The organism is Streptomyces sp. NPDC101181 (genome assembly GCF_044767975.1).
In the GTDB taxonomy this organism is placed as follows: domain Bacteria; phylum Actinomycetota; class Actinomycetes; order Streptomycetales; family Streptomycetaceae; genus Streptomyces.
The window spans coordinates 75574-100047 of record NZ_JBIWOX010000002.1 but is presented as its reverse complement, the minus strand read 5'-3'; the positions used below and the strand labels follow the sequence as shown (position 1 = coordinate 100047).

Annotated in this window: 22 protein-coding genes and 1 pseudogene; 16 read left to right on the top strand and 7 right to left on the bottom strand. The window is 70.0% G+C overall.

Annotated elements, in window-relative coordinates; all coding sequences use genetic code 11:
- Positions 1 to 67: 67 nt before the first annotated feature.
- From ACIRRU_RS04040 to ACIRRU_RS04025, 4 genes are all read left to right on the top strand, one after another.
- The gene (locus ACIRRU_RS04040) at positions 68 to 1108 is read left to right on the top strand and encodes an NAD(P)-dependent alcohol dehydrogenase (protein WP_403675868.1); all 1041 of its coding nucleotides are present in this window, start codon (positions 68 to 70) and stop codon (positions 1106 to 1108) included.
- A 1148-nt stretch (positions 1109 to 2256) separates the two neighbouring features.
- The gene (locus tag ACIRRU_RS04035; protein ID WP_403675865.1) at positions 2257 to 2880 is read left to right on the top strand and encodes a histidine phosphatase family protein; all 624 of its coding nucleotides are present in this window, start codon (positions 2257 to 2259) and stop codon (positions 2878 to 2880) included.
- Positions 2881 to 3239: 359 nt separating this feature from the next.
- Entirely contained in the window at positions 3240 to 3482 is a 243-nt protein-coding gene (locus ACIRRU_RS04030; protein ID WP_403675863.1) for a peptide ligase PGM1-related protein, read from the top strand.
- Positions 3483 to 3505: 23 nt separating this feature from the next.
- Complete coding sequence (locus ACIRRU_RS04025) at positions 3506 to 4708, top strand: MFS transporter (RefSeq protein ID WP_403675860.1); 1203 nt, start codon at positions 3506 to 3508, stop codon at positions 4706 to 4708.
- Between the two features lie 668 nt (positions 4709 to 5376).
- On the opposite strand, the gene ACIRRU_RS04020 is transcribed toward ACIRRU_RS04025, so the two are convergent.
- Positions 5377 to 6009: a TetR/AcrR family transcriptional regulator gene (locus tag ACIRRU_RS04020; protein ID WP_403675857.1), complete on the bottom strand. Its 633-nt coding sequence runs from the start codon at positions 6007 to 6009 to the stop codon at positions 5377 to 5379.
- Positions 6010 to 6142: 133 nt separating this feature from the next.
- Between ACIRRU_RS04020 and ACIRRU_RS04015 the strand changes: the two genes are divergently transcribed.
- The 3 genes from ACIRRU_RS04015 to pntB all read left to right on the top strand — a co-directional run bounded on the left by ACIRRU_RS04015 (position 6143) and on the right by pntB (position 10081).
- A complete protein-coding gene (locus ACIRRU_RS04015; protein WP_403675854.1) occupies positions 6143 to 6895 on the top strand; it encodes an SDR family NAD(P)-dependent oxidoreductase in 753 nt (250 codons plus the stop codon).
- A gap of 228 nt (positions 6896 to 7123) precedes the next feature.
- Entirely contained in the window at positions 7124 to 8683 is a 1560-nt protein-coding gene (locus ACIRRU_RS04010) for a Re/Si-specific NAD(P)(+) transhydrogenase subunit alpha (RefSeq protein WP_403675851.1), read from the top strand.
- A 6-nt stretch (positions 8684 to 8689) separates the two neighbouring features.
- Positions 8690 to 10081 (top strand): Re/Si-specific NAD(P)(+) transhydrogenase subunit beta, encoded by a 1392-nt coding sequence (gene pntB, locus ACIRRU_RS04005; RefSeq protein ID WP_403675848.1) that lies wholly within the window; start codon positions 8690 to 8692, stop codon positions 10079 to 10081.
- 951 nt (positions 10082 to 11032) lie between these two features.
- On the opposite strand, the gene ACIRRU_RS04000 is transcribed toward pntB, so the two are convergent.
- Positions 11033 to 11683, bottom strand: coding sequence for a response regulator (locus tag ACIRRU_RS04000; RefSeq protein ID WP_403675845.1), 651 nt, complete (start codon positions 11681 to 11683; stop codon positions 11033 to 11035).
- Complete coding sequence (locus ACIRRU_RS03995; protein WP_403675842.1) at positions 11680 to 12825, bottom strand: sensor histidine kinase; 1146 nt, start codon at positions 12823 to 12825, stop codon at positions 11680 to 11682. The genes ACIRRU_RS04000 and ACIRRU_RS03995 overlap by 4 nt, the downstream gene beginning before the upstream one ends.
- 131 nt (positions 12826 to 12956) lie before the next feature.
- Between ACIRRU_RS03995 and ACIRRU_RS03990 the strand changes: the two genes are divergently transcribed.
- On the top strand, positions 12957 to 13682 hold the full coding sequence (locus ACIRRU_RS03990; RefSeq protein WP_403675840.1) for a class I SAM-dependent methyltransferase: 726 nt from the start codon (positions 12957 to 12959) through the stop codon (positions 13680 to 13682).
- Positions 13679 to 14101 (top strand): annotated as a pseudogene (locus tag ACIRRU_RS03985) (DedA family protein); the annotation flags it as partial. The gene ACIRRU_RS03990 and the pseudogene ACIRRU_RS03985, both read left to right, overlap by 4 nt.
- A 311-nt stretch (positions 14102 to 14412) precedes the next feature.
- Here ACIRRU_RS03985 and ACIRRU_RS03980 read toward each other — a convergent pair.
- On the bottom strand, positions 14413 to 15225 hold the full coding sequence (locus tag ACIRRU_RS03980; RefSeq protein WP_403675838.1) for a nucleotidyltransferase: 813 nt from the start codon (positions 15223 to 15225) through the stop codon (positions 14413 to 14415).
- Positions 15226 to 15423: 198 nt separating this feature from the next.
- Positions 15424 to 16113 (bottom strand): TetR/AcrR family transcriptional regulator, encoded by a 690-nt coding sequence (locus ACIRRU_RS03975; RefSeq protein WP_403675835.1) that lies wholly within the window; start codon positions 16111 to 16113, stop codon positions 15424 to 15426.
- Positions 16114 to 16210: 97 nt separating this feature from the next.
- Here ACIRRU_RS03975 and ACIRRU_RS03970 point away from each other — a divergent pair, with 97 nt between their 5' ends.
- From ACIRRU_RS03970 to ACIRRU_RS03950, 5 genes are all read left to right on the top strand, one after another.
- Complete coding sequence (locus ACIRRU_RS03970) at positions 16211 to 17140, top strand: zinc-binding dehydrogenase (RefSeq protein ID WP_403675832.1); 930 nt, start codon at positions 16211 to 16213, stop codon at positions 17138 to 17140.
- 555 nt (positions 17141 to 17695) lie between these two features.
- On the top strand, positions 17696 to 18304 hold the full coding sequence (locus ACIRRU_RS03965) for a hypothetical protein (RefSeq protein WP_403675829.1): 609 nt from the start codon (positions 17696 to 17698) through the stop codon (positions 18302 to 18304).
- A gap of 307 nt (positions 18305 to 18611) precedes the next feature.
- A complete protein-coding gene (locus tag ACIRRU_RS03960; protein ID WP_403675826.1) occupies positions 18612 to 19031 on the top strand; it encodes a hypothetical protein in 420 nt (139 codons plus the stop codon).
- A 198-nt stretch (positions 19032 to 19229) separates the two neighbouring features.
- Positions 19230 to 19478 (top strand): hypothetical protein, encoded by a 249-nt coding sequence (locus tag ACIRRU_RS03955; protein WP_363203841.1) that lies wholly within the window; start codon positions 19230 to 19232, stop codon positions 19476 to 19478.
- Complete coding sequence (locus ACIRRU_RS03950; protein WP_363203842.1) at positions 19475 to 19717, top strand: hypothetical protein; 243 nt, start codon at positions 19475 to 19477, stop codon at positions 19715 to 19717. Before ACIRRU_RS03955 ends, ACIRRU_RS03950 begins: the two co-directional genes overlap by 4 nt.
- 91 nt (positions 19718 to 19808) lie before the next feature.
- Here the strand turns inward: ACIRRU_RS03950 and ACIRRU_RS03945 are convergent, their stop codons facing one another.
- Together ACIRRU_RS03945 and mshA are read right to left on the bottom strand one after the other, a co-directional pair.
- Positions 19809 to 20321 (bottom strand): YbjN domain-containing protein, encoded by a 513-nt coding sequence (locus ACIRRU_RS03945; protein WP_403675823.1) that lies wholly within the window; start codon positions 20319 to 20321, stop codon positions 19809 to 19811.
- 43 nt (positions 20322 to 20364) lie between these two features.
- Entirely contained in the window at positions 20365 to 21720 is a 1356-nt protein-coding gene (mshA, locus tag ACIRRU_RS03940; RefSeq protein WP_403675819.1) for a D-inositol-3-phosphate glycosyltransferase, read from the bottom strand.
- Positions 21721 to 22094: 374 nt separating this feature from the next.
- Between mshA and ACIRRU_RS03935 the strand changes: the two genes are divergently transcribed.
- Both ACIRRU_RS03935 and ACIRRU_RS03930 read left to right on the top strand, forming a co-directional pair.
- Positions 22095 to 22889: a class I SAM-dependent methyltransferase gene (locus tag ACIRRU_RS03935; RefSeq protein ID WP_403675816.1), complete on the top strand. Its 795-nt coding sequence runs from the start codon at positions 22095 to 22097 to the stop codon at positions 22887 to 22889.
- Between the two features lie 492 nt (positions 22890 to 23381).
- The gene (locus ACIRRU_RS03930) at positions 23382 to 24446 is read left to right on the top strand and encodes an NlpC/P60 family protein (protein WP_403675813.1); all 1065 of its coding nucleotides are present in this window, start codon (positions 23382 to 23384) and stop codon (positions 24444 to 24446) included.
- Positions 24447 to 24474: the final 28 nt, after the last annotated feature.

The window sequence follows — 24474 nt, the reverse complement described above, 5'->3', positions numbered from 1 at the left end:
GGTTTGCCTTCGGGTGCGGTTGCATTTACGCTGCAACAGACAGAACGGTCTGTTTAAGGAGTCACCTATGCGAACGACCACCGGATGGCAGGCGGCCGGCCCGGCGACGCTGCGGCGCGCGTCACTGGAGCGCCGTGACCTGCGCTCGGATGACATCGCAGTGCAGGTCGACTACTGCGGCGTATGCCACACCGACCTACACGCCCTGCACGCCTACGACCAGCACACGAAAGCGCCCCTGGTGCCCGGTCACGAATTCACCGGCGTGGTGACCGGGACCGGCCCCGAGGTGACCACCTTCTCGGTCGGCGACCACGTCGCGGTGGGCAACATCGTCGACTCCTGCGGCGTGTGCGCCATGTGTGAAGCCGGACAGGAGAATTTCTGCCACTCCTTCCCGACTCTGACCTACGGCGGCACCGACCGGCAGGACGGGTCGACCACCCTGGGCGGCTACTCCCGCGAGTACGTCGTGCGCGACGCCTTCGCCTACCCGCTCCCCTCCGGCCTTGACCCGGCCGCAGCCGCCCCGCTGATGTGCGCCGGCGTCACCGTCTGGGAACCCCTGCGCTCCCTCGGTGTGGGCCCCGGCAGTCGCGTCGCCGTGGCCGGCCTCGGCGGCCTGGGCCACCTCGCGGTCAAGATGGCCGTGGCGCTCGGCGCCACCACGACCGTCATCAGCCGTACCCAGGAAAAGCGCGACGACGCCCGCAAGCTCGGCGCTCACGATCTCATCGCGTCCACCGACACCCGGCAGATGGCCACGGCGCGCGACACCTTCGACGTCGTCATTGACGCCATCTCCGCCCCTCACGACCTCGGCCCGTATCTGAAGCTGGTGGCGATGGACGGCACCCTCAGCCTCCTTGGGCACCTGGGCACCGTCACCATCGAGGCCATGGACCTGCTCATCGGCCGCAAGAAGCTCAGTTCCGGGGGCAGCGGAGGCCGCCTGGCGACAGCCGAGATGCTCCAATTCTGCGCCGACAACAGCATCGCCGCCGACATCGAAGTACTCCCGTCGTCACAGGTGGACACGGCGCTCGACCGCCTCCGGCGAAATGACGTCCGCTACCGCTTCGTGCTCGACATGTCCGACCTGGACTGAAGAGACGGTGGGCCGGGCCATGCCGTGCGGGCCGGACAACGGCGCGCGTACGGCCCGGCACCCTGCCTCACAAACGGCCCTACATGCAGCGTGACGACGGCTGGGACGAGAACGCCTCCGCCGGACTCGCCTGACCGTCTGGACAGCTCGGCCCCGGTCAGACCCAACAGGCCCGACCGGGGCTGACGTGTTCCCAGAGAGCGGCACAGACAAGTAGTCGGCGCGTGACGTCGGAGAGAAACCGGCCGAACATCCAGGTCACGGCCGTGCCCAAGGTAGGCGCAGGGGCGATGCGATCCGGGGCGCGATGCGGGAGAGACCCAAGGCGCGATGCAGGGGACGACCCGGAGTGCGACCCGGGTACGGAACGCGCGCGGGCCCGGAGTGTCGCCATGACAGACCCCGGGCCCGGCTGCGCACTTCTACGTGGACACTCGCTCCAACTAGGCGGGCCGCACACCGGTTACGCCGCGCTCCGCGCCTGCTCGTGGAGCAGGCCCATCTGCTGCCAGGCCCACTCGGTGCTGGGCGTCTGCATGAGGCGGGGGAGCGCGGCGACCTCGACCCGCAGCCTGATGCCGCAGACCCGCCGCTCCAGCGACGCGGCCCGCCGGTCCAGCGCGTCGAGGTCCCCGGAGCCAGCGAGGACCGGGCATTGAACCTGTTGGGTCTCATGGGCTCAATGGGCCGTTGGGCGGCCCGGGAGCTCGCCGCGCGCGAAGGGATCTCGTACACGGAGCGCAATCGCAGAGCCCTCTGTTCCAAGTCAGCAGCCAGCGGGCTCGCCCGACAGGCAATCAGCCTGCTTCTGAACAAGGTCCTGGGTGATCCGGGCTGAGTCATCGAGGAGCTCTGCCAGGGCGCGAGGGGAATCCGCCGGAGAGCCCCACATCAACGCCATGACAATCATCGCAATCAAGGTTCCGACGACCGCTCCAGCGATCAAGCGCAGATCGGAGGGCTGCAATTTTTCGGACTCGGTTCTCCGCGAACGAGAGCCCGGCGAAGCCGCGATCGCTTCACCTGCCGTTGAACCGTTAACCACGAGAACAGCCCAATGATGCCCAGCTCCCCCTCGTGGAACCAGTCCGCAGGGGGCGGCGTCCCTCCATGAGTCGGCAAGATCAACTGCACTGGAGGCCGCACCCATGTCCATTACGGCCGCCCGTTACCTCTATCTCACCCGCCACGGCGAGGCGTCCGCGGACGAGAGCGAACTGACGGATACGGGCCGCCGCCAGGCCGCCCTGTTGGGGGAGCGGCTCCGTGGCGTCCCGCTGGCGGCGATACACCACGGACCGCTGGCCCGCGCCGACCAGACCGCCCGCCTGGTCGGCGAACAGCTCGACGGCGTCCCCGTACACCGCTCCGCCGCAGCCGGCGACTACATCCCGTACCTGCCGGCCCGCGAGGAGCTGCCGCCCGAGACAGCTGACGCCATGCTCGGGTTCCTGGACCAGTTCCCGGCCCAGGAGCGCGCGGACGGACCCCGGCTCGCGGCGGAGGCGTTCGCGGAGTTCACGGGGCCCGTGCCCGGCGACGAGCCGCGTCACGAACTCGTCGTCACCCACAACTTCCTCGTCGGCTGGCTTGTCCGCGCCGCCCTCGACGCGCCGAAGTGGCGCTGGATGGGTATCAACCATGCCAACGCGGCACTGACCGTCCTCCGCTACGCACCCGGCCGCCCCCCGGCGGTTCTCCTCTTCAACGACACCGGCCACCTCCCCGCCGAGCTCCGCTGGACCGGCTTCCCCCAGGAGCTCCACGTCTGAGGCCCGTAGGTGCGGTCGGTGTTGGTCCATAGGAGGAAGCATCTGAGTCTGTCGGCAAACGATCGTTTGACGACAGGCGAACGGGATGTCCGATGAACCCGCGCAATCAGGAGGTTCGAGGCGGACCGAGTCCAATCAGATCCGATGGTGATTGCTGACAGGGTTTGACGACAGATAAGGTCCGATCCTCCGTACGGAAGAGGCCCTTCGGTGGCGAACCTGGCCTGGCGAGCATCGACGCGGTGATCTCGCCCGATGGCACCGTCCGATTCAACTAGGTCAATGCCTGGCTGGGCGGCAGCACCCACCTCGACGCCATCGCCACAGCGCTTCTCGGCTAGAACTGGGCCGACGACCATGTGCTTCTGAACCGGTTCAGCGTCCCCGCACCACCCTTCACCACGCTCGTCGACGGCCTGGCACGCAACGGTCCTGCCTGGGACAGGGAGGCGCGAGAGGGAGTGGTGATCGCCTCCGACGACACCGAGGCCAGCGGTACGGTCGAGTACGTCGTCCTGGCGCCGACCTGGTGGCAGTGCCGGGCGTTGGAGGCAGAACTCCGTGCTTACCTGTCCCGGAGCGTGCAGCTTGCCGACCGCTGAACAGACACGGGAAGAACCACAAGATGTCCTACCGCGCCCTTGCCGGCAAGCAGACGGTTCTGTGGTCGTTCACCGTCGCAGCTGGCCGGCTGCCGGTGGCGATGGCCCCGCTCGCGTTCGTCTTCCTCGCGAAGGAGACATCCGGCGACTACGCCCGTGGCGCGGTGCTGGCCGCCGCGTACACAGTGGCCGAAGCCATCGGCGCCCCGTTCCTAGGCGCACGCCTGCGAAATCGCCCCTACCGGCGCGAGATCGCTGTGGGGCTCCTCATGAGCGCCGTGTTCTTCAACGGGCTCGCCATCCTTCCCGATGCCCCGCTCACAGTCACCGTCATCATGGCGGCCGCTGCAGGAGCATCAGGGGCCGCTGTGCCCGGCGCGCTGCGAGCCATGGTGGCCGACCTAGTCCCGGCCAAGGACCTGAATTCAGCGCTCAGCTGGGAATCCTCACTGAACATGGCCGTGTGGGCGGCGTCACCCGCCCTCGTCGCCGGCGCAGCTGCCTGGTGGTCAGCCACAGTCCCGTTCTACACGGCGGCGTCGTCTGCCACGGTGGCAGCAAGCTGCCTCTTCGCGCTGCCGGAGAAGACGGGAAGACCGGCGGCCGGCGTGCGGCTGAAAGCTGTAGCGAGACAGCTCACCGCAGCCTGGCCGATCTACCTCACCAGCGCGGCTGCGATGTACTTGCTGGCCACTGTGGAACTGTCCCTCCCCGCGCTGCTTGAGCGGCGAGAACTCCCGGCCGCCGCCAGCGGGCCCCTGCTGACCGGGTTCGCCCTCGCCAGCATCGCCGGCGGGCTCGTGTACGGTCTGCGGAGCTGGCCCGGCAGTCCGGAACGGCACAGCACGATCTTCCTGCTGGCGACCGTTGCCGCAGCCGCTTCTACCGCGACGGTGCCCGCCCTGGGGGGCCTTGCGGTCGTGCTGCTGGCCGCAGGCATGTTCCAGGCCGTAGTCCTCATCGCGAGGAATCTCTCGCTGCAACGAGCCCTACCGGCGGACCTGCACGCCGTCGGGTATTCGCTCCAGTACGCAGGAAGCGGTGTGGGCTACGGCCTCAGCGCGGGTGCGACCGGCGTTCTGCTCAACTGGACCAACCCCACCGCCACCATCCTCTTCGCCGTCGGCATCACGCTCCTTCTCACAGCCGGATCCATCCTCGGCAAGCACCGTCCCATGGCCCAGGAAACCGAACGCGTGAGCAACGGGCCGCCGCAGAGGCTGTAGCCCAGCGAGTCCGTGCACCAACGTGGATGAGCAGCGGGTACCCCGGGCAAGGACCTTCACAGGTCCTCGAGAACTACCCACAGTGATGGACCACGAGTATCGGGTCCCATTCGCCCTGAGAAACGGTTCCTGGGCGGTTGGAGGATATGTGCGTGAGGCGCTGGTCCCCGGCCGCACGGTGTCGCCGTCGACCTCGGGCACAGCCTGGTCGTCGTCGGTGCCCCAGAGCGCGCGGGCGTGGTCCTCGCTCCATACGGTGCGGTGCCCGTCCGCGGGGGCAAACGGGTAGCCGCGCTTCCTGGTTACCGGGCCAGTTGCTACAGCTTGGTGACCCATCCGTTCACGGGTGGGCGCTCGCCGGCGTCGCGTACGTAGGAGATGACGTCGTCGAAGCGGTCGAACTCGGTGTGCTCCGCGTCGCTGTGGAGGCGGTCCGCGACGCCTGCGATCGACTCATGGTGGCGTGCATATGGCTCATTGCCGGTCCACCTGGCCGGGCACGGCACGCCCGGTCGCCGCCCATCGGGCGGCCAGCGGGCGGCCAGCGTCGCGAAGACCGGCTCGTCCGCCGGAGCAGGGGCCGGTGTCGTACGGCCGACGGGCGATGGCGGGCTCGCTTGCTTCCCTGTGCGTCGTCGGCTGTCGCGGTCCTGGTCGGCATGCGGGGGCTAGTGCTCGTCTTCGGCCAGGGGAAGAGCCGGCGGCCAGCTCTGCAGGACGGCGTCGACGATGCGTTCGAGGTCGGCGCGCTCGGCGCCGCCCGCAGCCTGGATCGCGACGCCGTTGCCGATCGTCATCAGATACCTGGCCAGGAGCTCCGGGGAGGTTCCTGTGGCGAGGTCGCCCTCGTCGACCGCACGTCGGAAGCGCTCGGTCAGCAGGGTGCCGGTCTCGTCGCGCCAAGCCGCCAGCAGGTTGCGGATCGTCTGCCCGCTTTCGCCCCCGATCAGCGAGGCCCGCAGGCTGAGGCACCCCGTCGGGTAGCCGGGCAGGGTGCTGCTGCGGACCGCGCCCCTGAGGAAGACGGTGGCCACCCGGTGGGCGGTTTCTTCAGCCATGGCCTGGGCGCCGTACGAGGCCGGGCCCTCGGCGTAGCGCGCCAGGGCCTTGCGGAACAGTTCCTCCTTGTTGCCGAAGGCCGCGTACATGCTGGTGCGGCTGATCCCCATGGCTTCGAGGAGGTCGGGCAGGCTGGCGCCTTCGTAGCCGTTCTGCCAGAAGACCCGCATCGCGTTCTCGAGAGCCTCGTCGGCGTCGAAGCTCCTGGGCCGTCCGACCTGCGCGCTGCGTTGGGTGTCCATGCCATCGAGCATACCAATTCCGCACTGATCGGTCCGCAACTGATACGCTACTTCTGCACCGATCGGTTGGTACGGAATTTTCCGCTGGTCGAGGCAGTTCTCAGGACACCATCCCGAAGAAAGAGAGCGCGACATGAGTGAGCTCACCGGTAAGACCGCCCTCATCACCGGCTCCACCACCGGCATCGGCCGCGCAACGGCGCAGTCCCTGGCCGCACGGGGCGCGAGCGTCGTGGTGACCGGCCGCGATGCCACCCGCGGCGCCGATGTGGTCGCCCGGATCCAGGCCGACGGCGGCACGGCCCGCTTCATCGCCGCTGACCTGACCGACCAGGAGGACGTGGCCCGCCTGGCCCGCGAAGCCGGTGACGTGGACATCCTGGTGAACAACGCCGCAGGGGCCAGCTTCGGCCTCAGCGCCGACATCACCACCGAACAGTACGACGCCATGCTCGACGGCAACGTACGGGCGGTCTACGCCCTGACCGCCGCCCTGGCTCCGAAGATGGCCGAGCGTGGCAGCGGCAGCGTGATCAACATCAGCAGCGGGGCCGCCGTGATGGGCGACGTCTACAACGCGGTTTACGCCGCCACCAAGGGAGCAGTGAACGCCTTGACCCGCTCCTGGGCCGCCGAGTACGGCCCGTCCGGGGTGCGCGTCAACTCCGTCGCACCCGGCCCGGTCTACACCAGCGCTCCGGTCGAGTACCTCGACATGTACATCCCCCTGATCCCGCTGCGCCGCGTCGCCCAGCCGGAGGATGTCAGCGAGGTCATCGCCTTCCTCGCAGGCCCCGGCGGCTCGTACATCAACGGGACCGTCATCCCCGTGGACGGTGGCCTCACCGCGGTCGAGCCGCCGAAGTCTCCTGCGGCAGCCGCCTGACCCGAGAACGGCCGCATGACATCGCCCCCGGCTCGGGCAGACACTCCATGCGTCAGTGTCTGCCCGAGCCGGGGGCGTGCCTATCAGAACCGCTTCACACCCAAGTCCCGTGTGATGCTCCGCCCCGTGGCGCCAGGGTAGAGGAGACGCCGAGCAGGCTCATCTGGCACAGAGGCGCCGGGTGCACGTCGGCCAAGGGAACTCGGGAGTCGAACCCCCGCAACCGCTATGTGGAACCAACAGACGAAAGGGCTCATGATGCTTATCGGAGTGACCCGGGAGACCAAGCCTGGAGAGACCCGGGTGGCGGCCACGCCCGCCACCGTCCGGCAGTTGACCGGGCTGGGCTTCGAAGTGGTGATCGAAGCCGGGGCAGGCGAGAGATCGAGCTTCAGCGACGAGGCGTACGCCCAGGCCGGTGCTGCCATAGGTACGGCGGCGGCAGCGTGGGAAGCGGATCTGGTCTTTCGGGTCAACGCGCCCGAGCTTTCCGAGGTGAAACGGTTCAAGGAGGGTGCGACGCTGGTCGCCCCACTCGCCCCGGCCGTCAGCGGCGACCTCCTCGTGGCGCTGGCCGCACGCAAGGTCGACGCCTTCGCGATGGACGCAGTGCCGCGCCTCTCCAGGGCACAGTCACTGGACATCCTCTCCAGCCAGGCCAACATCGCGGGTTACCGGGCGGTGATCGAGGCGGCGCACCACTTCGGGCGCTTCTTCACCGGGCAGGTCACTGCTGCGGGAAAGGTGCCGCCGGCCAAGGTGCTTGTCGCCGGTGCCGGTGTGGCGGGTCTCGCCGCTATCGGTTCGGCGGCGTCTTTGGGGGCGATCGTCCGTGCCACCGATCCGCGTCCCGAGGTCGCCGACCAGGTGAAGTCGCTCGGTGGTGCGTATCTGCCCGTGGACGTCGAGGTGGAGGAGTCCACTGACGGTTACGCGAAGGCGACCTCCGAGGCGTACGACAGACGAGCCGCGGAGATCTACTCCGAACAGGCCGCGGAGGCGGACGTCATCGTCACCACGGCCCTGATCCCCGGGCGGCCGGCGCCGAAGTTGATCACCGCCGCGGACGTCGCCTCCATGAAGCCGGGCAGCGTCATCGTCGACATGGCCACCGCACAGGGCGGGAATGTCGAGGGCTCGGTCAAGGACCAGGTCGTCACGACCGATAACGGCGTGACCATCATCGGCTACAGCGATCTGCCCGCGCGCCTCCCGGCACAGTCCTCACAGCTGTACGGCGCCAACCTCGTCAACCTCATGAAGCTGCTCACCCCGGGCAAGGACGGACAGGTCACGCTTGACCTGGAGGACGTCGTGCAGCGCGGGCTGACCGTGGTTCACCGAGGCGACGTCCTCTGGCCGCCGCCGGTGGTACAGGTCTCGGCGGCCCCCGCCGCGGCCGCCCCTGCGGCCCCGCCGGAGCAGAAGACCGACAAGAAGCTCTCCTCGGGTGCCAAGGGGACGCTGGTCGGCGCCGGGGCGCTCGGCTTGTTCCTGCTCAACGCCTTCGCGCCCTCGCAGATCACCCAGCACTTCACCGTTCTGACGCTGGCCGTCGTGGTGGGCTTCTACGTGATCGGACAGGTGCACCACGCCTTGCACACCCCGCTGATGTCGGTGACCAACGCGATCTCGGGCATCGTCGTGGTGGGCGCACTACTTCAGCTGACCGCCACAAACAACGCGGTGCTGGTACTCGCGGGCGTTGCCACGCTGCTCGCCTCAATCAACATCTTCGGGGGCTTCGCCGTCACGCGCCGCATGCTCACCATGTTCCGGAAGGCCTGATCTGACGTGGATATCCTCTCGATCTCAGGTGCGGCGTACCTCGTCGCCGCCCTCCTCTTCATTCTGGCGCTCGCCGGACTCTCCAAGCACGAGACCGCTTCCCAGGGCTGGGCCTACGGAGTCGCGGGTATGGTGCTCGCCCTCGCTGCCACGGTCATACAGGTTGCCGACCTCGGTTCCGCCACATCCATCATCATTCTCTTGTCCACCGTCGCGATCGGGGCGGTCATCGGGCTGTGGCGGGCCAAGGTCGTGGAGATGACCGGCATGCCCGAACTGATCGCGCTGCTGCACTCCTTCGTAGGTCTCGCCGCGGTGCTGATCGGCTGGAACGGTCACCTCGACGCCGGATCGGACGCCGACGGTATCCATCGGGCCGAGGTTCTTATCGGCGTTTTCATCGGCGCGGTCACCTTCACCGGCTCCATCGTGGCCTTCCTCAAGCTCTCAGCCCGGATGAAGTCCGCTCCGCTGGTTCTGCCGGGTAAGCACGTCTTCAACATCGGGGCGCTCCTCGCCTTCGTGGTGCTCACGGTGACCTACGTCCTCGATCCCGGCCTCGGGCTGCTGATCGCGGTCACTGTGCTGGCGTTGGCCCTGGGCTGGCATCTGGTCGCCTCCATCGGCGGCGGAGACATGCCCGTGGTCGTCTCCATGCTCAACAGCTACTCCGGCTGGGCGGCCGCCGCGTCGGGATTCCTGCTGGAAAATGACCTGCTGATCGTTACCGGGGCTCTGGTCGGCTCCTCCGGTGCGTACTTGTCCTACATCATGTGCAAGGCAATGAACCGATCCTTCCTCTCGGTGATCGTCGGCGGCTTCGGGGCCGAGGCCCGCCCGTCGGGCGACCAGGACTACGGCGAGCACCGTGAGATCGCCGCGAGCGACACCGCTGACCTCCTGCTGTCGGCTTCGTCGGTCATCATCACCCCCGGCTACGGCATGGCAGTGGCGCAGGCGCAGTACCCGGTCGCGGAGTTGACCCGCGTGCTGCGGGAGAAGGGCGTCGACGTACGCTTCGGCATCCACCCGGTCGCGGGCCGCCTGCCGGGTCACATGAACGTGCTGCTGGCCGAAGCCAAGGTGCCCTACGACATCGTCCTGGAGATGGACGAGATCAACGACGATCTCGCCGACACGGACGTCGTCCTCGTCATCGGCGCCAACGACACAGTCAACCCGGCGGCGGCCGAGGACCCGAGTTCGCCGATCGCGGGGATGCCTGTGCTGCGGGTGTGGGAGGCCAAGAACGTGGTGGTCTTCAAACGTTCCATGGCTGCGGGCTATGCCGGTGTGCAGAATCCGCTGTTCTTCCGGGAGAACTCCCAGATGCTCTTCGGCGATGCCAAGACCCGCGTCGCCGCGATTGTGGATGCGCTCGCGAAGGTACCGGCCTGAGCCTTCTCCCGGCTCAGGGCACGGTGGCCTGGTCAGCTGAGCCCGGCGCCGACGTCGTGGTCGAGCAAGCGCGAGGAGTTACGGCTTCGGGCGGCTGAGCGCCTCGCCCTGGGCGAGGGAAGGCCGGCGGTCGCCAGGGGTCTGGGAGTCAGCGACCGAGCGAGAAGCGGTTCGCTCAGTCAGAGGCAGGGCCGGCCGCCCACCCCGCCCGGCTGGGGGCACCGGCGCTGGACTCTGGGCCGTGTGAAGAGGGTGATCGGACGGCGTTCCCCAACGGCTTCCAAGATGCGCCCAGGAACGCGTTAGGGGCCCGATCCGCCAAGCGGATCAGGCCCCTAACCTGGTGTTTCAGCTGTCGGGGTGGCGGGATTCCACAGCAGGGGGACGGAGCCTGCCCGAAGAAGCCAGCGACCCCGAAGACCAACTAACCGGCCTCCCGGCCCAGCACGACAGCGAAGGATCACTACGCGTGGCATCCGCGGCCTGTTCGCCAAGCACGTCTCGATCCGGGCCGCGGTCGTCACGGCCAGCCGCCTGCCGGTGGCGATGGCGATGGCGCCACTCGCCTTCCTCCTCTACGGGCGTGGTACGGACGCCGGATACAGCGGCGCCGCCATGGGCGCCGCGTACGCCATCGCTGAGGCGATAGGGGCCCGCTCCTCAGCATGCGTCTGCGCACGCGCCCCCTTTCGCTGGGAAATCACCGCTGGACTCGGACTGTCCGCCGTCGCCTTCGCCCTGCTCGCTTTCCTTCGCACCCCCGGCACCGTGCTCGCCGCGATCGCCGGCGCAGCCGCAGCCGCCGCACCCGGCGCACTGCGCACCCTGGCCGAGGACCTCGCACCCAGGAAGTGCCGCGACCGCCAGCGGCAGGGACCCGATCGAGGCCGGCGCACGAGTGCAGCTCGGACGGGCTCGCGGGCACCTGGTGGCGGTGATGCCGGAAGACTCTCAGGATGTGAGACCTGCGTCGCGGGCCAAGAGCGCGGCCTGGACGCGGTTGGTGACGCCCAGGGTGGTCAGGATGCGGCTGACGTGCGATTTGACGGTGCTCTCCTGCATCCCGAGTGCCTGTGCGATGTCCGCGTTGGTGTCTCCCTGAGCGAGCAGGGCCAGGACATCCTTCTCGCGTGGGGTGAGGGGGGCGATGCGGGTCTGGGCCTGGGTGGCCTGCGGGCGGCCCGTGTGGTGGTAGCGGTCGATGAGACGGCGGGCGGCGGTGGGGTGGAGCATGGCCGAGCCGGCGGCGACGAGGTGAACGGCGCGCAGGATCTCGGCGGGGTCGGTGTCCTTGAGGAGGAAGCCGTCGGATCCCGCGGCGAGGGCGTCGTAGACGTATTCGTCGAGATCGAACGTGGTCAGGGTGATGATTTTCGGGGGGTGGGGCAGGGTGCGCAGGTGTTTGGTGGCGGTGATGCCGTCCATGCGCGGCATGCGGACGTCGACCAGGGCAACGTCGATGCGGTGGGTGGTGGCCTGCTCGATGGCGTGGAAGCCGTCAGTGGCCTGGGCGACAACCTCGATGGCCGGGTCGCTGTCGAGAAGATCGGTCAGTCCGAGGCGGACGAGGGCATCGTCGTCGACGACCATGGCGCGGATCACGTGCGGGGACCGTTCTGTTCGGTGACGGGGTGGGGGATACGAGCGGCCAGTCGCCAGGTGCCGGCGCCGCCGGGCCCGGCGTTCAGATGCCCGCCCAGTGCTTCAACCCGCTCACGAAGACCGATGAGGCCGAATCCCGAGGGGACGGCCTGGGCGCCGTGCACGTCGATGCCGGGAGGGTTGGTGATCTCGATCAGGGTGGCGGGAGGCCCGTAGTCGATGCGGACGCGGACGGGTGCCTCGGGGGCGTGTTTGCGGGCGTTGGTCAGAGCTTCCTGGACCAGCCGGTACACGGCCATCCGGTGCGCCGCGGGCGCCCGCTCCGGGCTGCCCTCCACGGTCGTGTCGATGGCTTGTCCGGCGGCCCGTGTCTGCCCGATCATCTCTTCGACATCGCGCAGAACGGGAGCGGGCCGGTCGGTGACGGCAGCGTCATCAGTGGTGCGCAGGGCTCCCAGCACGTCGCGCAGGTCGGTCAGGGCGTCGGTGGAGGCGGCCCGCAGCATACTGAGGCGTCCGATGACAGGCTCCGGCAGCGTGTCTTTCCTGGTGGCCAGGACGCCGGTGTGAAGGGCGATCAGACTGAGCCGGTGGGCGAGCACGTCGTGCATCTCCGCCGCGATCGCAGACCGCTCGGCCAGCCGTGCAGCCTGCTCGCGCAGTTCTCGCTCGGTCCGCAAGTGCTCCACCTGGGCGTTCAGCGCTTCGACCAGGCGGCGCCGATTGCCCATCCACAGCCCCGCGGTCACCGCCAGCACCACAAAAAGCGCCGAGCCGTAGGGCTGTGGTGTCCACAAAGACACCTGCGAGTGCAGGACTGCGTTGCCGATGAGTGCCACAGCCGAGCAGAGCACGGCTGCCCGGGCGCGCCGGCGGGCGGCAAGGTCGAACAGGGCCAGCAGGAGCAGCGGGAGCATGGGCCACCCCCACACGCCCGCGGACGCCGTGGTCAAGGCCGGAGCGAGCCACCACGGCCGGCGCAGCAGCAGGGCCAGCCCGCAGGCGAGCGCCACCGCACTGCGAACCGCGACGTAGTGACCGCCCGCACTCGACGCCCCGTTCTGGACCGCAGCCAGCGTCAGCAACGCCACCAAGCCGTAGCGCCCGTACACCGCCCACCGGTGACTCTGTTCCCGTTTCACCCCCGCAGCCTAGGAAGGAGGCCACCATTGCACGTCCGACGTTCCGCCATCCCGACCCCCTACTTTCGTAGGGTCGAGCCGTCGCAGAAGGGAGGATCCGCAGGAATGACGGCGTCTCTAGCGTCGAAGGCATGGATGACTGGACCACCTCACACGACCGTGTCCTCGCGCAGCGCAACGCCGAGGGCTGGATGTTTCTCTTCGAAGCCGCCCGCGACCTGCGCACCACCGGAGCCATCGCTCCCAGCAGCAAGGCCCTGGCGCGCCTGCTCACCGACCCGGTCCAGGAACACGGAACGCAGCCGCTGAACGTGCTGGAAGCAGGCGCGGGCACCGGATCGGTCACCCGCACTCTGGTCTCCCGGCTCTCCCCGGGCAGCCGTCTGGACGTTGTCGAGGCCAACGCGCGCTTCGCCTCCCGGCTGCGCCACCTCGTCCGGGACCATCCGCGTCTGGCCGGCGCGAGCGAGCGGGTCCGCATCCACCACTCCCTCGTCGAACAGCTCGACACCGGCCACTCCTACGACGTGATCGTCTCCGGCCTGCCGTTCACCAACTTCGCTCCCGCCCAGGTCGAGACGATCATGGACCGGTACATGGAGCTCCTCCAGCCCGGCGGCACCCTCACCTACTTCGCCTACCGCGGCACCCGCTATGCCCGCGCCCTGACCGCCTCCCGCGCCGAAGTCCGCCGCCACCGCGCCGTCGAAGACGTCCTCGTCGGCTACCAGCGCCAGTACGCCACCGCCTGCTGGACCGTGTGGAGCAACCTGCCCCCGGCGAACGTCTGGCATCTGCGCCGCCCCGCCAGCGTGCCCGCCCCGGCGCATGAGATCACGGTCGGAGCGGCCCGGTGAACACGCTGACCGGAGTGATCGGCCACGTTCCTGCCCCGGCCGCCTACGCGATCATTGCCGCCGCGGTGCTGGCCGAGTCCGTGCTGCTGGTCGGCGCGTTCGTACCGACCCTGACGCTGCTCCTGGCCTCCGGAGCCCTGGCCCGCGCCGGCGACCTGAACCTCGTCCTGGTCATCGCCACCGCCGCGAGCGCGGCCGTGGCCGGTGATGCCCTCGGCCACCGCACCGGGCACCTGCTCGGCAGCCGCCTGCGCACCGGACGGCTCGGCCGCCGCATCCCCGCCGCAGCCTGGCAACGCGCACAAGCCCTCATGGCCCGACGAGGCGGACAGGCCGTCTTCCTGTCCCGCTTCATCCCCGTCGTACGGACCCTGACCCCGCACCTGGCCGGAGCCACCCACCTGCCCTACCGCCGCATCGCCCCCTACAGCCTGCTCGCCGCACCCCTGTGGGCCGGTGCCGAAGCCACAGCCGGATACGCCGCGGCCACCTCCCTCCAGCGCATCATCACCTACGGTGGTCCCGCCCTCGCCGTCACCGCAGCAGTGATCGCCGTGACCGCGCTGGCCGGGAACAGGATCCGGCGCCGCAGCCGAACCCGTACGGCCAAGCGCGAGAGCCAGGCCACCCACCCATCGCCGAGCGGACTGCCGCGGAGCCGCCGCCGGAACTCTGGCTCCAGGCGCTCACCGGCACGGGAGGTCTCACAGTGGCACAGCAGCGCGGAGGGTCAGTGTGCGGGGCGGGGTGTCTTCTCGCCGTGCACGGCCGCGTATTCGGATGCGAGCCAGGGGCCCAGGTCGTCGATGAAGGTGCTGAGCACTTCTGGATCGGGCGAGGGGACGCGGGCGATGGTCGCGGCGGTACGCATCTGGTCTGCGTGCTGGGGGTAGTAGCGGCCGAAGAGTTCGGCGGACGCGTTGAGGTCGCTGGTCCAGCCGCCCCAGCGGGGCATGATCAAGGTGAATCCGGTGCGCACGATGCGACGGGCGACGACGCGGCTGAGGGTGCGGCGGTCGGCGTCCGCGGTGGCCTGGGCGGCTCGGGTGCGCCAGCGGTCCAGGGCCAGGGCGAGGTCACCGTTTGTTTCGCGGGCGAGCTCGGTTGTGGGCCGGTAGCGGGGGAGTCGTTGCGCGAGGTCGGGACCGAGCAGCGGGGTGCACAGACAGGCGATGAAGAATCCGGCGTCGTGACGTTCGAGTTCGCTGAGCAGGACGTGGGTGCTGGTCAGCAGGATGCCGGCACCGTCGATCTGCGGGAATGCGCGGTTGAGGGCGGCCTCGATCGCTGTGGCGTCGGCGCGGTCGGCTTCCGTGGGCTCGTGGTGGAGGGCGAGCTGGAGGTCGAGGTCGGAGACCTGGGGGATGGCGGTGCCGCGAGGGATGCTGCCGTAGAGGTACGCGCTGTGCATCCGTGCACTGGTGAACGTCCCGGCGATCCGAGTGCGGGCGGCGTCGACCACAGGGGTGAACGCTGCCGCCACTCGCTCCAGCCCGCCTTCGCGCTCAATCGTTCCGTCGTGGGCCAGCCCTCGCTCGATCATGACGCCACTGTGCCCTGTACTGCCGTGTGCAGCCGAGCCGACCCCTGACGGCAGCCAGCTGGACTGAGCAGCGTTGCGCGAGGTGAGGCAGTCCGCAGCGGCTGCCGACCGGATCGTCGATCGTTCGGCCCGCAGCTCGCTCCCCAGTCGCGCAAGCGGTTCGCGAAGGAGACTGTGCCGATCGCAGACTCTGCTGGGTCAGTGCTCTCGGCCCGGGACAGATTCGTCGACAGCAGAGCGCGGTAGGGCGGTGAGCGCCAGGCTGCCGGGGAGCGCGGCGACGCTTTCGCGGAACAGCGTGCTGAGGCCGGTACGGGTCGGCTTCGCCGCCCAGTCGGCGAGCGCGAGGCGGAACGCGGCGACCAGCATGTCGACGGCGAGGCGGGGGCGGGGGTCGCCACGCTCCGGAAGGTCGAACCTGCGGTGCAGGATCTCCAGCGCGCGCTCCGTGGTGCGGGCGCAGAACTCCAGGCCATGCGCGTCCATGGAGGGAGTCCGCTCAACTAGCTGCCTGCTGAGCAGGATACGCCGCTCGGCCCTGTCATCGGCCATGACCTGTGCGAGGGCGGCGAGGAGCGCGTCGCGCATGAACTCCAGCAGTGCGGGGGGTGCGACCGGTGCGTCGGTGCCGTAGGGGCTCTCCATCTCGGTGAGGAAGGTCAGCCAGATGTCCTGGATGGGGGCGGACGCGACGTCCTCTTTGCTGGTGAAGGTGCGGAAGAAGGTGCGCTTGGAGACGTCAACGGTGTCGCACAGCTCGTCGAGGGTGACGCCGCCGAACCCGCGCGCGTCGAACAGTTCCAGGGCGGAGTCGATGAGCGCCTGGCGGGTGTGCTGCTTCTTGCGCTCGCGCAGCGAGGGGCGCGGCCCGGTCTCGCGACTGGTCACCCACTGATCGTATCGCGGTGACGATCGCCACTTATAGGCTCATGCCACTGAGTGGCACTATGGTGCAGGCAACGATCCTGAACGGAAGGTGTCCACCATGCGCGCCCTGCTCGTCGATCGCACGACCCCCGCGGGTATCCGCTTCGGCGAGGTCCCCGACCCGTTGCCGGCCCCGCACGAGGCTCTGGTCCGGGTGGTCGCCACCTCGCTCAACCAGGGCGAGGTCAAGCACGGCGTCAGCGCGTCCCCGGACGGCGCGGTGCTCGGCTGGGACGCGACGGGCGTGGTCGAACGAGCGGCAGCCGACGGGTCGGGCCCCGCCGCCGGAACTCCCGTGGTGACGCTCGGCGCCGACGGCGCCTGGGCCGAACTGCGCGCTGTGAACACGGACTTGCTCGGCACGGTCCGTCCGTCCGCCGACCTGGGCGCGGTCAGTACGGTCCCGGTGGCAGCTACCAGCGCTCTGCTCGCCCTCCGCAGAACGGGCCCCCTCCTCGGCCGACGCGTCCTGATCACCGCGGCTACCGGAGGCGTCGGCCGATACGCGGTCCAACTGGCCCGTCAGGGCGGCGCCTACGTCGTCGCTTCCACCCGTGATCCGGGCACGTACGGAGGGGAACTGCGCGCGCGGGGAGCCCACGAGGTGATCGAGGGCCCGGCTCACCTGGCCGCCCCGGTGGACGCGGTGGTGGACATGGTGGGCGGCGACCACATGGTCCAGGCCTACGACAAGCTGGCGGAGAACGGCACACTGATCGCTCTCGGCCATGGGGCGGGCGAACCCGAACACTTCCCCTACGGCGCCTTCTTCGGCGACCAGGGCCGCCACAACCGTGCGATCGTCAGCTTCTTCCTCCTGTCCTGCCCTGGCCTGCCCCCGGCCTTGACCTGGCTGGCGGACCAGGTGGCGACCGGAACCCTGCACCCGGGAATCTCCTGGCGCGGCAGCTGGAATGAGGCTCCGGAAGCATTCACAGCCATGCGCGACGGCAGCCTCCACGGCAAGGCGGTACTCGACATCACCTGACGTCCCTCGACCGTGCGGCACTTTGTTCCGCACCGCACCCCGGCCCCCAGCAGGCGAAGCCCCAACGAACTGCGGCTGGAGCACTCCAAGGACTCCGCGAACGGTCTGAAACGGAGCTTGGAGGATGTGTCGTACACGCTGTGAGTCACCACCGGAGCCCGCACCGTCCAGGATGCCCTGCATGCTGCGGAAAAGGATCCCGCGTGGCCCCTCGGACCGCATGAGGACGGTCGCCGTCCCGCTGCGGCTGAAGCCTGCGCAACGGGTCGCCCCCCTCCTGCGTCGCGCTCCTGCCCTCGGCGTCCTGAGAGCCCGGGGCAGGACGTCGTGTGGGGAGACCGAGCGGACGGGGTCCTGGTGAGCCGGCCGAGGCCCGCCGGGAGGTGGTACGCCTCGCGCCACACACATTCACCCCAGAGAACCCGCTGTGCGCGGAAGCCCGCGATCTCCTCCCGGCCAGGAAAAACCACCACCGCCTGAGGCCTGATCTGGGTGCGGCCCTGCCCGGGTATCAGATGCGGGCGGCTTCGCGCTCCTGCGGAAGCGTGTTGTCATGTGCTGATCGCCGACGACGGGAGCAACCTGATCGCAGCAGCAGCGGCGGCGGTGGATGTGCGAGCCTTCCCCTTCCAGATGCCGACGGAGAAGACCTCGATGACCAGCGACGATGCCCTCAAGCAGTTCAGACACATCGCGCGAGAGAGGGCATTTGGTAGGCATGTAGGGCCGGATCGGCTCATTCAGGCGGGTCTGGACGCGCTGATGGCTGGGGTCGAGAGCCCGTCCCTGGCCTTGCTGGCTGGACTGCTCCGGAGCGAAGAGCCCGAAGCGCCGGAGCTCTTCGACCAGGTACTGGAGGAGCTGGGACTGCTTTTTCGCCCGCCCGCGGACCCTCGGGCCGCAAAGTGGGCGATGGCCTGTTGGATCGCCAGTCGGATCGCCGACGGATCCCTGGATCCCGCCGCCGGTGCTCACCTCGTCTGGGCAGACATCGCCTGCGACCTCGGCTGTCCCGAAGAGCTGGAACCCCTTGTGCACTGCGCGCACAACCTGGACGGCTGGGAGGAGAGCTGGGGAGTCTCCGTCGAGGAGCTCAACGGAGAAGCGGTTGAGGCAGCGAAGCAGTTCCTCAGCAAGAGGTCCGCAGCCGAGGCGGGAGACTGACCCGGGGTCCGCTCTCGACATGGGGAGCGGTCGACCGCGAGGTCATCCGCTCACTCAACGTGACCGCTTCACGGAACCTGAGCCAGAGCCATTTCTCGTGGACATCTACGGCCCTGCCGATCGCCAACTGCTGCCGCAACAAGTGAACAAACGCTGCTGCTGAACGTGAACGAAGCCACCGCGATGTTGCGGCGGGAGCGCGTGGCAGCGAACGGCTGTGGTGGGCGTGGGGACGGATGGTTCCGGGGGCGTGGGAGCGGGGCCGGTCGTGGGTGCGTTGTCAGTGCCCCCTGCCACGATGGATGTCATGACGATCCATCTCCTCACCGACATCGAACGGGCTCTGCGCGACAGTTGGAGCGCCGAGACCTGCACCCCGGAGTACCGCGACCGCTGGACCCCGGACCATCCCGCGCGCGATCAGTGCGGCGTCACCGCCATGGTGCTCCACGACCTGCTCGGCGGGGAGTTGATCCGGGGTGAGGTGCGGGTGGACGGGGTGCGCACCGATTTCCACTGGTGGAACCGGCTGGGCATGGGCGTCGAAATCGACCTCACCCGGGAGCAGTTCGAACCTGAGGAGATCGTCGTGGGCGGTGACGTCGTCGTCCGGCCGCCCGGCGAGCTGCCACGGCTCCAGGAGGAGTACGCGCTCCTGCGCGACCGGGTCATGGCGCAGCTCGGCCGAAGCGGCGGAGCTGCGAGCGAAGTGCAGGGCGCCGACTGACCCTTGGCCGGTCCGTGCCCGGCCGATCCGTGCCCGCCCGGCCCGCGCCCGACCGGTCCACGCACGCCCGACCCGTGCCCGGTCGGTCCGTGCCCGACCGGGCGGTCGACATCTCCGCCGTACGCACTACGGTGAGCCCAGGCCGTCCTGACGTCCGTGACGGTGCCTCAGGGCGAGGAGATCGGGGAGAGAGCGACCATGGGTGAGTCTCTGAAGACCTTCGTCGGCGGTAGCGAAGTCGATGTGCCCAACAGCATTCCGGACATCCGGGCCGCGCTTCCCGAGGAGAGACGCGAGGAGTTCGACCTCGCGATCAACGAGGCCGGAGTCCTCGAGATCCAGGCCGTCATGCGGCACTGGATGCTGGAGGCCGTCCCCGATCCCGAGGCCGAGCGGATCCTGGACCGGCTGGCGCGGGACGAGGCCGAGAGGCGGAGCGTCGCTTGAGCTTCCGCATCTCCTACGCCCCGCCCGCCGACGACACCCTGGCCAAGATGCGGGACGGTGAGTCCTTCCGGGACGAGATGGGCCGCACTCTGGGCCGCGAGCCGTACGGGCACGCCTCGTCGGCCGTCAAGAGCGAACGGGACCGGCGCGAGGCGACCGTATGCGGCGCCATCGTCCTCTATTACGTCTCCCGGTCCGTGCTGACCGTCACCGTCGTCCGGCTCGTGCCCCTGCCCTGAGCGGCGGCCCCGGGCCGGAGGACCACCCTGCCTCGCACCGTGCGCCCCACACGGTCCGGCACCCTGCTCCGGCGGTGCCGGGCCCCCGCCGTCAGCCGCCGGCCTCGCGTTCCAGCAGGTGGCTGAACGCGTCCAGGTTGCGGGTGGACTCGCCGCGCGACACCCGCCACGCGTACTCCTTGCGGATCGAGGTGGCGAAGCCCAGCTCCAGCAGGGTGTTGAACGCGCCGTCGGCCGCCTCCAGCACCACGCCGAACAGCCGGTCCAGCTCCTCGGGGGTGACCACCGAGAGGGGCAGCCTGCCGGTGAGGTAGATGTCGCCGAGCGGGTCGATCGCGTAACTCACCCCGAACAGGCGGAGGTTGCGCTCCAGCAGCCAGCGGTGCACCGCGGCGTCGTTCTCGTCGGGGTGGCGGACGACGAAGGCGTTGAGGGAGAGGGAGTGCTTGCCGACGATCAGCGAACAGGTGGTCGACAGCTTGCGGGTGCCGGGCAGCGTCACGACGTAGGTGCCGCGCTCCGGGCTCTCCCATGCGAGCCCGGCATCGTCCAGCGTCGCCTCGATGACCTGGGCCGCTGCTGTCTCGTCGGGTACGTCAGCCATGCAGCGAGCGTACGGCAGCCCGGGGCGGACGGCAGGAGAGGGCTCAGCCGAGGTGCTGGGCGCGGGCCCGGCGGCGGTGGTCGCACAGCGCGGCCGTGTACACGTCGGCCGTCGCCGAGGCCGCCGTGTCCCAGCCGAAGGACTGGGCGTGCGCCGCGGCGGCCGTCCCCATCCGCTCGACCAGCTCCGGCGCCTGAGCGAACCGGTCGAGCGCGCGGGCGTACTCCCCCGGCTCGTGGCCGGGTATCAGAAAGCCGCTGACCCCGTCGCGTACCGCCACCGGGAGCCCGCCCACCGCGGCCGCGACCACCGGCGTACCGGCCGCCTGGGCCTCGATCGCGACCAGGCCGAACGACTCGCTGTAGGACGGCATGACCAGCACCGAAGCGGCCCGGAACCAGTCGGCCAGCCGGTCCTGCCCCACCGGCGGGCAGAACCGTACGACGTCGGCGATGCCGAGGCGGGCGGCCAGCTTCTGGAGCCCCTCGGGCTTCGCGAGCCCGCTGCCGCTCGGGCCGCCGACCACCGGCACCACGATGCGGGAGCGCAGGGACGGGTCCCGGTCCAGGAGCACCGCCACCGCGCGCAGCAGCACGTCGGGGGCCTTCAGCGGCTGGATGCGGCCCGCGAAGAGCGGGACCAACGCGTCCTGCGGGAGGCCGAGGCGGGCCCGTGCGGCAGCGCGGCCGTCGGCGGGGCGGAAGCGTTCCAGGTTGACGCCGGGATGCACGACGGCGACCGCGGAGGGGTCGGCGTCGTAGAAGCGGACCAGTTCGTCGGCCTCTTCGGCAGTGTTGGCGATCAGCCGGTCGGAGGCGTTCACGATCTGGGTCTCGCCGATGACGCGGGCGGGCGGCTCGGGGGTGTCCCCCTCGGCGAGCGCGGCGTTCTTGACCTTGGCCATGGTGTGCATGGCATGGACGAGCGGGACGCCCCAGCGCTGGGCGACGAGCCAGCCGACCTGACCGGAGAGCCAGTAGTGGGAGTGCACGAGGTCGTAGTAGCCGGGGCGTTGACCGGCCCAGGCCTGCATCACGCCGTGCGTGAAGGCGCAGAGCTGGGCGGGCAGGTCCTCCTTGGCCAGCCCCTCGTACGGCCCGGCGTCGACGTGCCGGACCAGGACGCCGGGGGCCAGTTCGACGGCGGGGGGCAGGGAGCCCGTGGTGGCCCGGGTGAAGATCTCGACCTCGATGTCGATCGCGGCGAGCCGCTTGGCCAGTTCGACGATGTACACGTTCATGCCGCCCGCGTCGCCCGTGCCGGGCTGGTGCAGCGGGGAGGTGTGGACGGAGAGCATGGCCACGCGACGCGGTGTGCGGGGGGCCCCGGAGAAACCGCCGGGGAACCGGATGCGCGGGGCCGACCGGGTGGAGCCGAGCCGGGAGACGTACTGGCTCACGTCGGCGGTCCTCCTCACTCAGGGCCTCACTCGGACACACCTCGCAGAGGGCATGCCACCGGGAGGGACGTGGGGGCCCTCCGAGGATGAGAACAGGGAAATCGCGTCGTTCATTTCCCCTCGCGCCCCCGTTTTGCCAAATGATTACGCTGCCGTGCCGTGCCGATCCCCGATCCCCGGTGCCGTGCCGTGCCGATCCCCGGTGCCGTGCCGTGCCGATCCCCGGTGCCGTCTGCCGCGCCGAGCCCCGGTGCCGTCTCGCAGGTGGACCGCGGCGAGGGGCCTCCGCCGCGGCGGGCGCTCCTCGGCCCCGCGGCGAGAGCGGCCTCCGCTGCGGCGAGTACCCCTCCCACCCCGTCGCCTACGCTCGACACATGCGCCAGCGCCCCATCGGCACCGCCACCCGCGGGACCACCAACCCGAACCGGCTGCGCCGCATGGACCGCTGGATCGCCGCCGCCCACGGCCCGGCCCTGCGTCGCTCCGGGACCCCTCTGGCCGTCGACCTCGGCTACGGGGCGGCCCCCTGGACCGCCGTGGAACTGCTGGACCGCCTGCGCACCGTCGAGCCGCGCACCGCGGTGGCGGGCGTCGAGATCGACCCGGAGCGGGTCGCCGCGGCGAAGCCGTACGAGCGTGAGGGCCTCACCTTCGTCCACGGCGGCTTCGAGATCCCGCTGGCGGTGCGGCCCGTGCTCATCCGGGCGGCGAACGTGCTGCGCCAGTACGACGAGGACCGGGTGGCCGAGGTGTGGGCGCGGCTGAGCGCCCGCCTCGCCCCGGACGGGCTGCTGGTGGAGGGCACCTGCGACGAGATCGGACGCCGCCACGTGTGGGTGGCGCTGGGCCCGGAGGGCCCGCGCACGGTCACCTTCGCCACCCGGCTCGCCTCGCTGGACCGGCCGTCCGACCTCGCGGAGCGGCTGCCGAAGGCGCTGATCCACCGGAACGTCCCCGGCGAGCCGGTCCACGCGTTCCTGTGCGACTTCGACCGGGCCTGGGCGGCGGCCTCACCGTACGCCTCGCTGGGCGCACGGCAGCGCTGGATCGCGGCGGTGCGGGCGGTGGCCGCGGACTGGCCGGTGGCGGACGGGGTACGGCGGTGGCGGCAGGGGGAGATCACGGTGGCCTGGGACGCCCTGCGCCCCGGCGGCCCCCACGCCCACTGAACGCCCTGCGCGAACGGGGGGAACCCGGGGGCGAACCAGGGCCGCAGAGGTGGCAGCGGGCACTCCAGGGGCAGCGGGCACTCCCGAGGCGGCAGGGGATGCCCCAGGGACGGCAGAGGCGGCAGGGGCACAGGGGCCCGGACGACGGAACTCGCCCGTTCCGGGAACGCCGGGGGACCATCGTTCGTCCCTTGTGGTGGGGAAGGGGGACGGGATCGGGACAGACGGCGGCGGCCCAGGGGGCTGGCTTGGGGGCCGGCGGGGCGAAGTGCCCCGGCACGGGCGGTATGTGACGTGCCAGGTGCCGTCCGCCTCTGTTGCTTTACCGGACGCCATGGCACGATCGCGACATCGCTAGAAGTTACTGACGGTAAGTCAGCTGTGCGTCATCCGCACGCTGTTGTTTCTCTCGTATTCACCGCTTGTGCCGCCTTCGTCCGGAGGCGGGCCCGGAGACAACGACCCGGGGAGATCGACCCGTAGGGGGAGTCCGTGAACCGACGCCACTGTGCCACTGCCGCGATCACGCTGGTCTGTGCGCTGGCCCTGCTGACCGCCCCGGTCCAGGCCATGGCCGCCCCGGTTCCGGACCCCGCCCCCTCCGCTCCTTCCCCGTACTCCACCGCCGATCTGGAGAAGGTCCGCGAGCAGATCGAGACGCTGTACCGGAAGGCGGGCGCGGCGACGGACGCGTACAACCTCGCCGAGGTGCAGACGAAGAAGCAGTCCGGCGAGATCGTGAAGCTGGCCAAGGCGATCGTGGACGGCCAGGCGCGCATCGAGGCGCTGAAGGACCGCGCGGGCGCCCAGGCCCGCGAGCAGTACCGCAACGGGGGGCTGCCGCCCGGTGCCCAACTGGCGCTCAGCAACGACCCGAAGCTCTTCCTCGACGGGATCAACCAGCTCCGGCAGAGCCAGCAGGCCTCCAAGTCACTCCTGACCGAGCTGAACCAGACGCAGGAGGACCTGAGGACCTACACCCAGGACGCCAGCGCCAACTGGGAGAAGCTGGAAGACACCCGGGTCGGGCAGGCCAAGGCCAAGAAGAAGATCAACGCCCAGATCAAGGCGGCGGAGAAGCTCGAATCGCAGCTGGAGAAGAAGGAGCGCGACCGGCTGCTCCAGCTGGAGCAGGACGCGGCCGACCGGGCGCAGACCGCCTGGCTCTCCTCCGGCGCGATCACGGGCGTCGACAGTGCGGCCAGCGGTGCGGGGGCCGTGGCGGTGGCCTTCGCCACCGCGCAGATAGGCAAGCCGTACGTCTGGGGAGCGGAGGGCCCCGGTTCCTACGACTGCTCCGGACTGACGTCCCAGGCGTGGCTGGCGGCGAAGCGGACGATCCCGCGCACCTCGCAGGAGCAGTGGCGGCTGCTGCCGCGCATCGACATCAAGGACATGCGCCCAGGCGACCTGATCATCTACCACGCCGACGCCAGCCATGTCGGGATGTACGTCGGCGACGGCGCGATCGTCCACTCCCCGCGCCCCGGCCGCAACGTCACCCTGGCGGGCGCGGGCTCGATGAAGATCCTCGGCGTGGTGCGCCCCGACAAGTAACCACCGGGGAAGGGCATCAGACCGCCCC

Bases quoted from the DNA above. Each gene is read 5' to 3' on its own strand.
- ACIRRU_RS04040 (WP_403675868.1), top strand. From the start codon at position 68: ATGCGAACGACCACCGGATGGCAGGCGGCCGGCCCGGCGACGCTGCGG.
- ACIRRU_RS04035 (WP_403675865.1), top strand. From the start codon at position 2,257: ATGTCCATTACGGCCGCCCGTTACCTCTATCTCACCCGCCACGGCGAG.
- ACIRRU_RS04025 (WP_403675860.1), top strand. From the start codon at position 3,506: ATGTCCTACCGCGCCCTTGCCGGCAAGCAGACGGTTCTGTGGTCGTTC.
- ACIRRU_RS04020 (WP_403675857.1), bottom strand. From the start codon at position 6,009: ATGGACACCCAACGCAGCGCGCAGGTCGGACGGCCCAGGAGCTTCGAC.
- ACIRRU_RS04015 (WP_403675854.1), top strand. From the start codon at position 6,143: ATGAGTGAGCTCACCGGTAAGACCGCCCTCATCACCGGCTCCACCACC.
- ACIRRU_RS04010 (WP_403675851.1), top strand. From the start codon at position 7,124: ATGTGGAACCAACAGACGAAAGGGCTCATGATGCTTATCGGAGTGACC.
- ACIRRU_RS03990 (WP_403675840.1), top strand. From the start codon at position 12,957: ATGGATGACTGGACCACCTCACACGACCGTGTCCTCGCGCAGCGCAAC.
- ACIRRU_RS03980 (WP_403675838.1), bottom strand. From the start codon at position 15,225: ATGATCGAGCGAGGGCTGGCCCACGACGGAACGATTGAGCGCGAAGGC.
- ACIRRU_RS03970 (WP_403675832.1), top strand. From the start codon at position 16,211: ATGCGCGCCCTGCTCGTCGATCGCACGACCCCCGCGGGTATCCGCTTC.
- ACIRRU_RS03960 (WP_403675826.1), top strand. From the start codon at position 18,612: ATGACGATCCATCTCCTCACCGACATCGAACGGGCTCTGCGCGACAGT.
- ACIRRU_RS03955 (WP_363203841.1), top strand. From the start codon at position 19,230: ATGGGTGAGTCTCTGAAGACCTTCGTCGGCGGTAGCGAAGTCGATGTG.
- ACIRRU_RS03945 (WP_403675823.1), bottom strand. From the start codon at position 20,321: ATGGCTGACGTACCCGACGAGACAGCAGCGGCCCAGGTCATCGAGGCG.
- ACIRRU_RS03935 (WP_403675816.1), top strand. From the start codon at position 22,095: ATGCGCCAGCGCCCCATCGGCACCGCCACCCGCGGGACCACCAACCCG.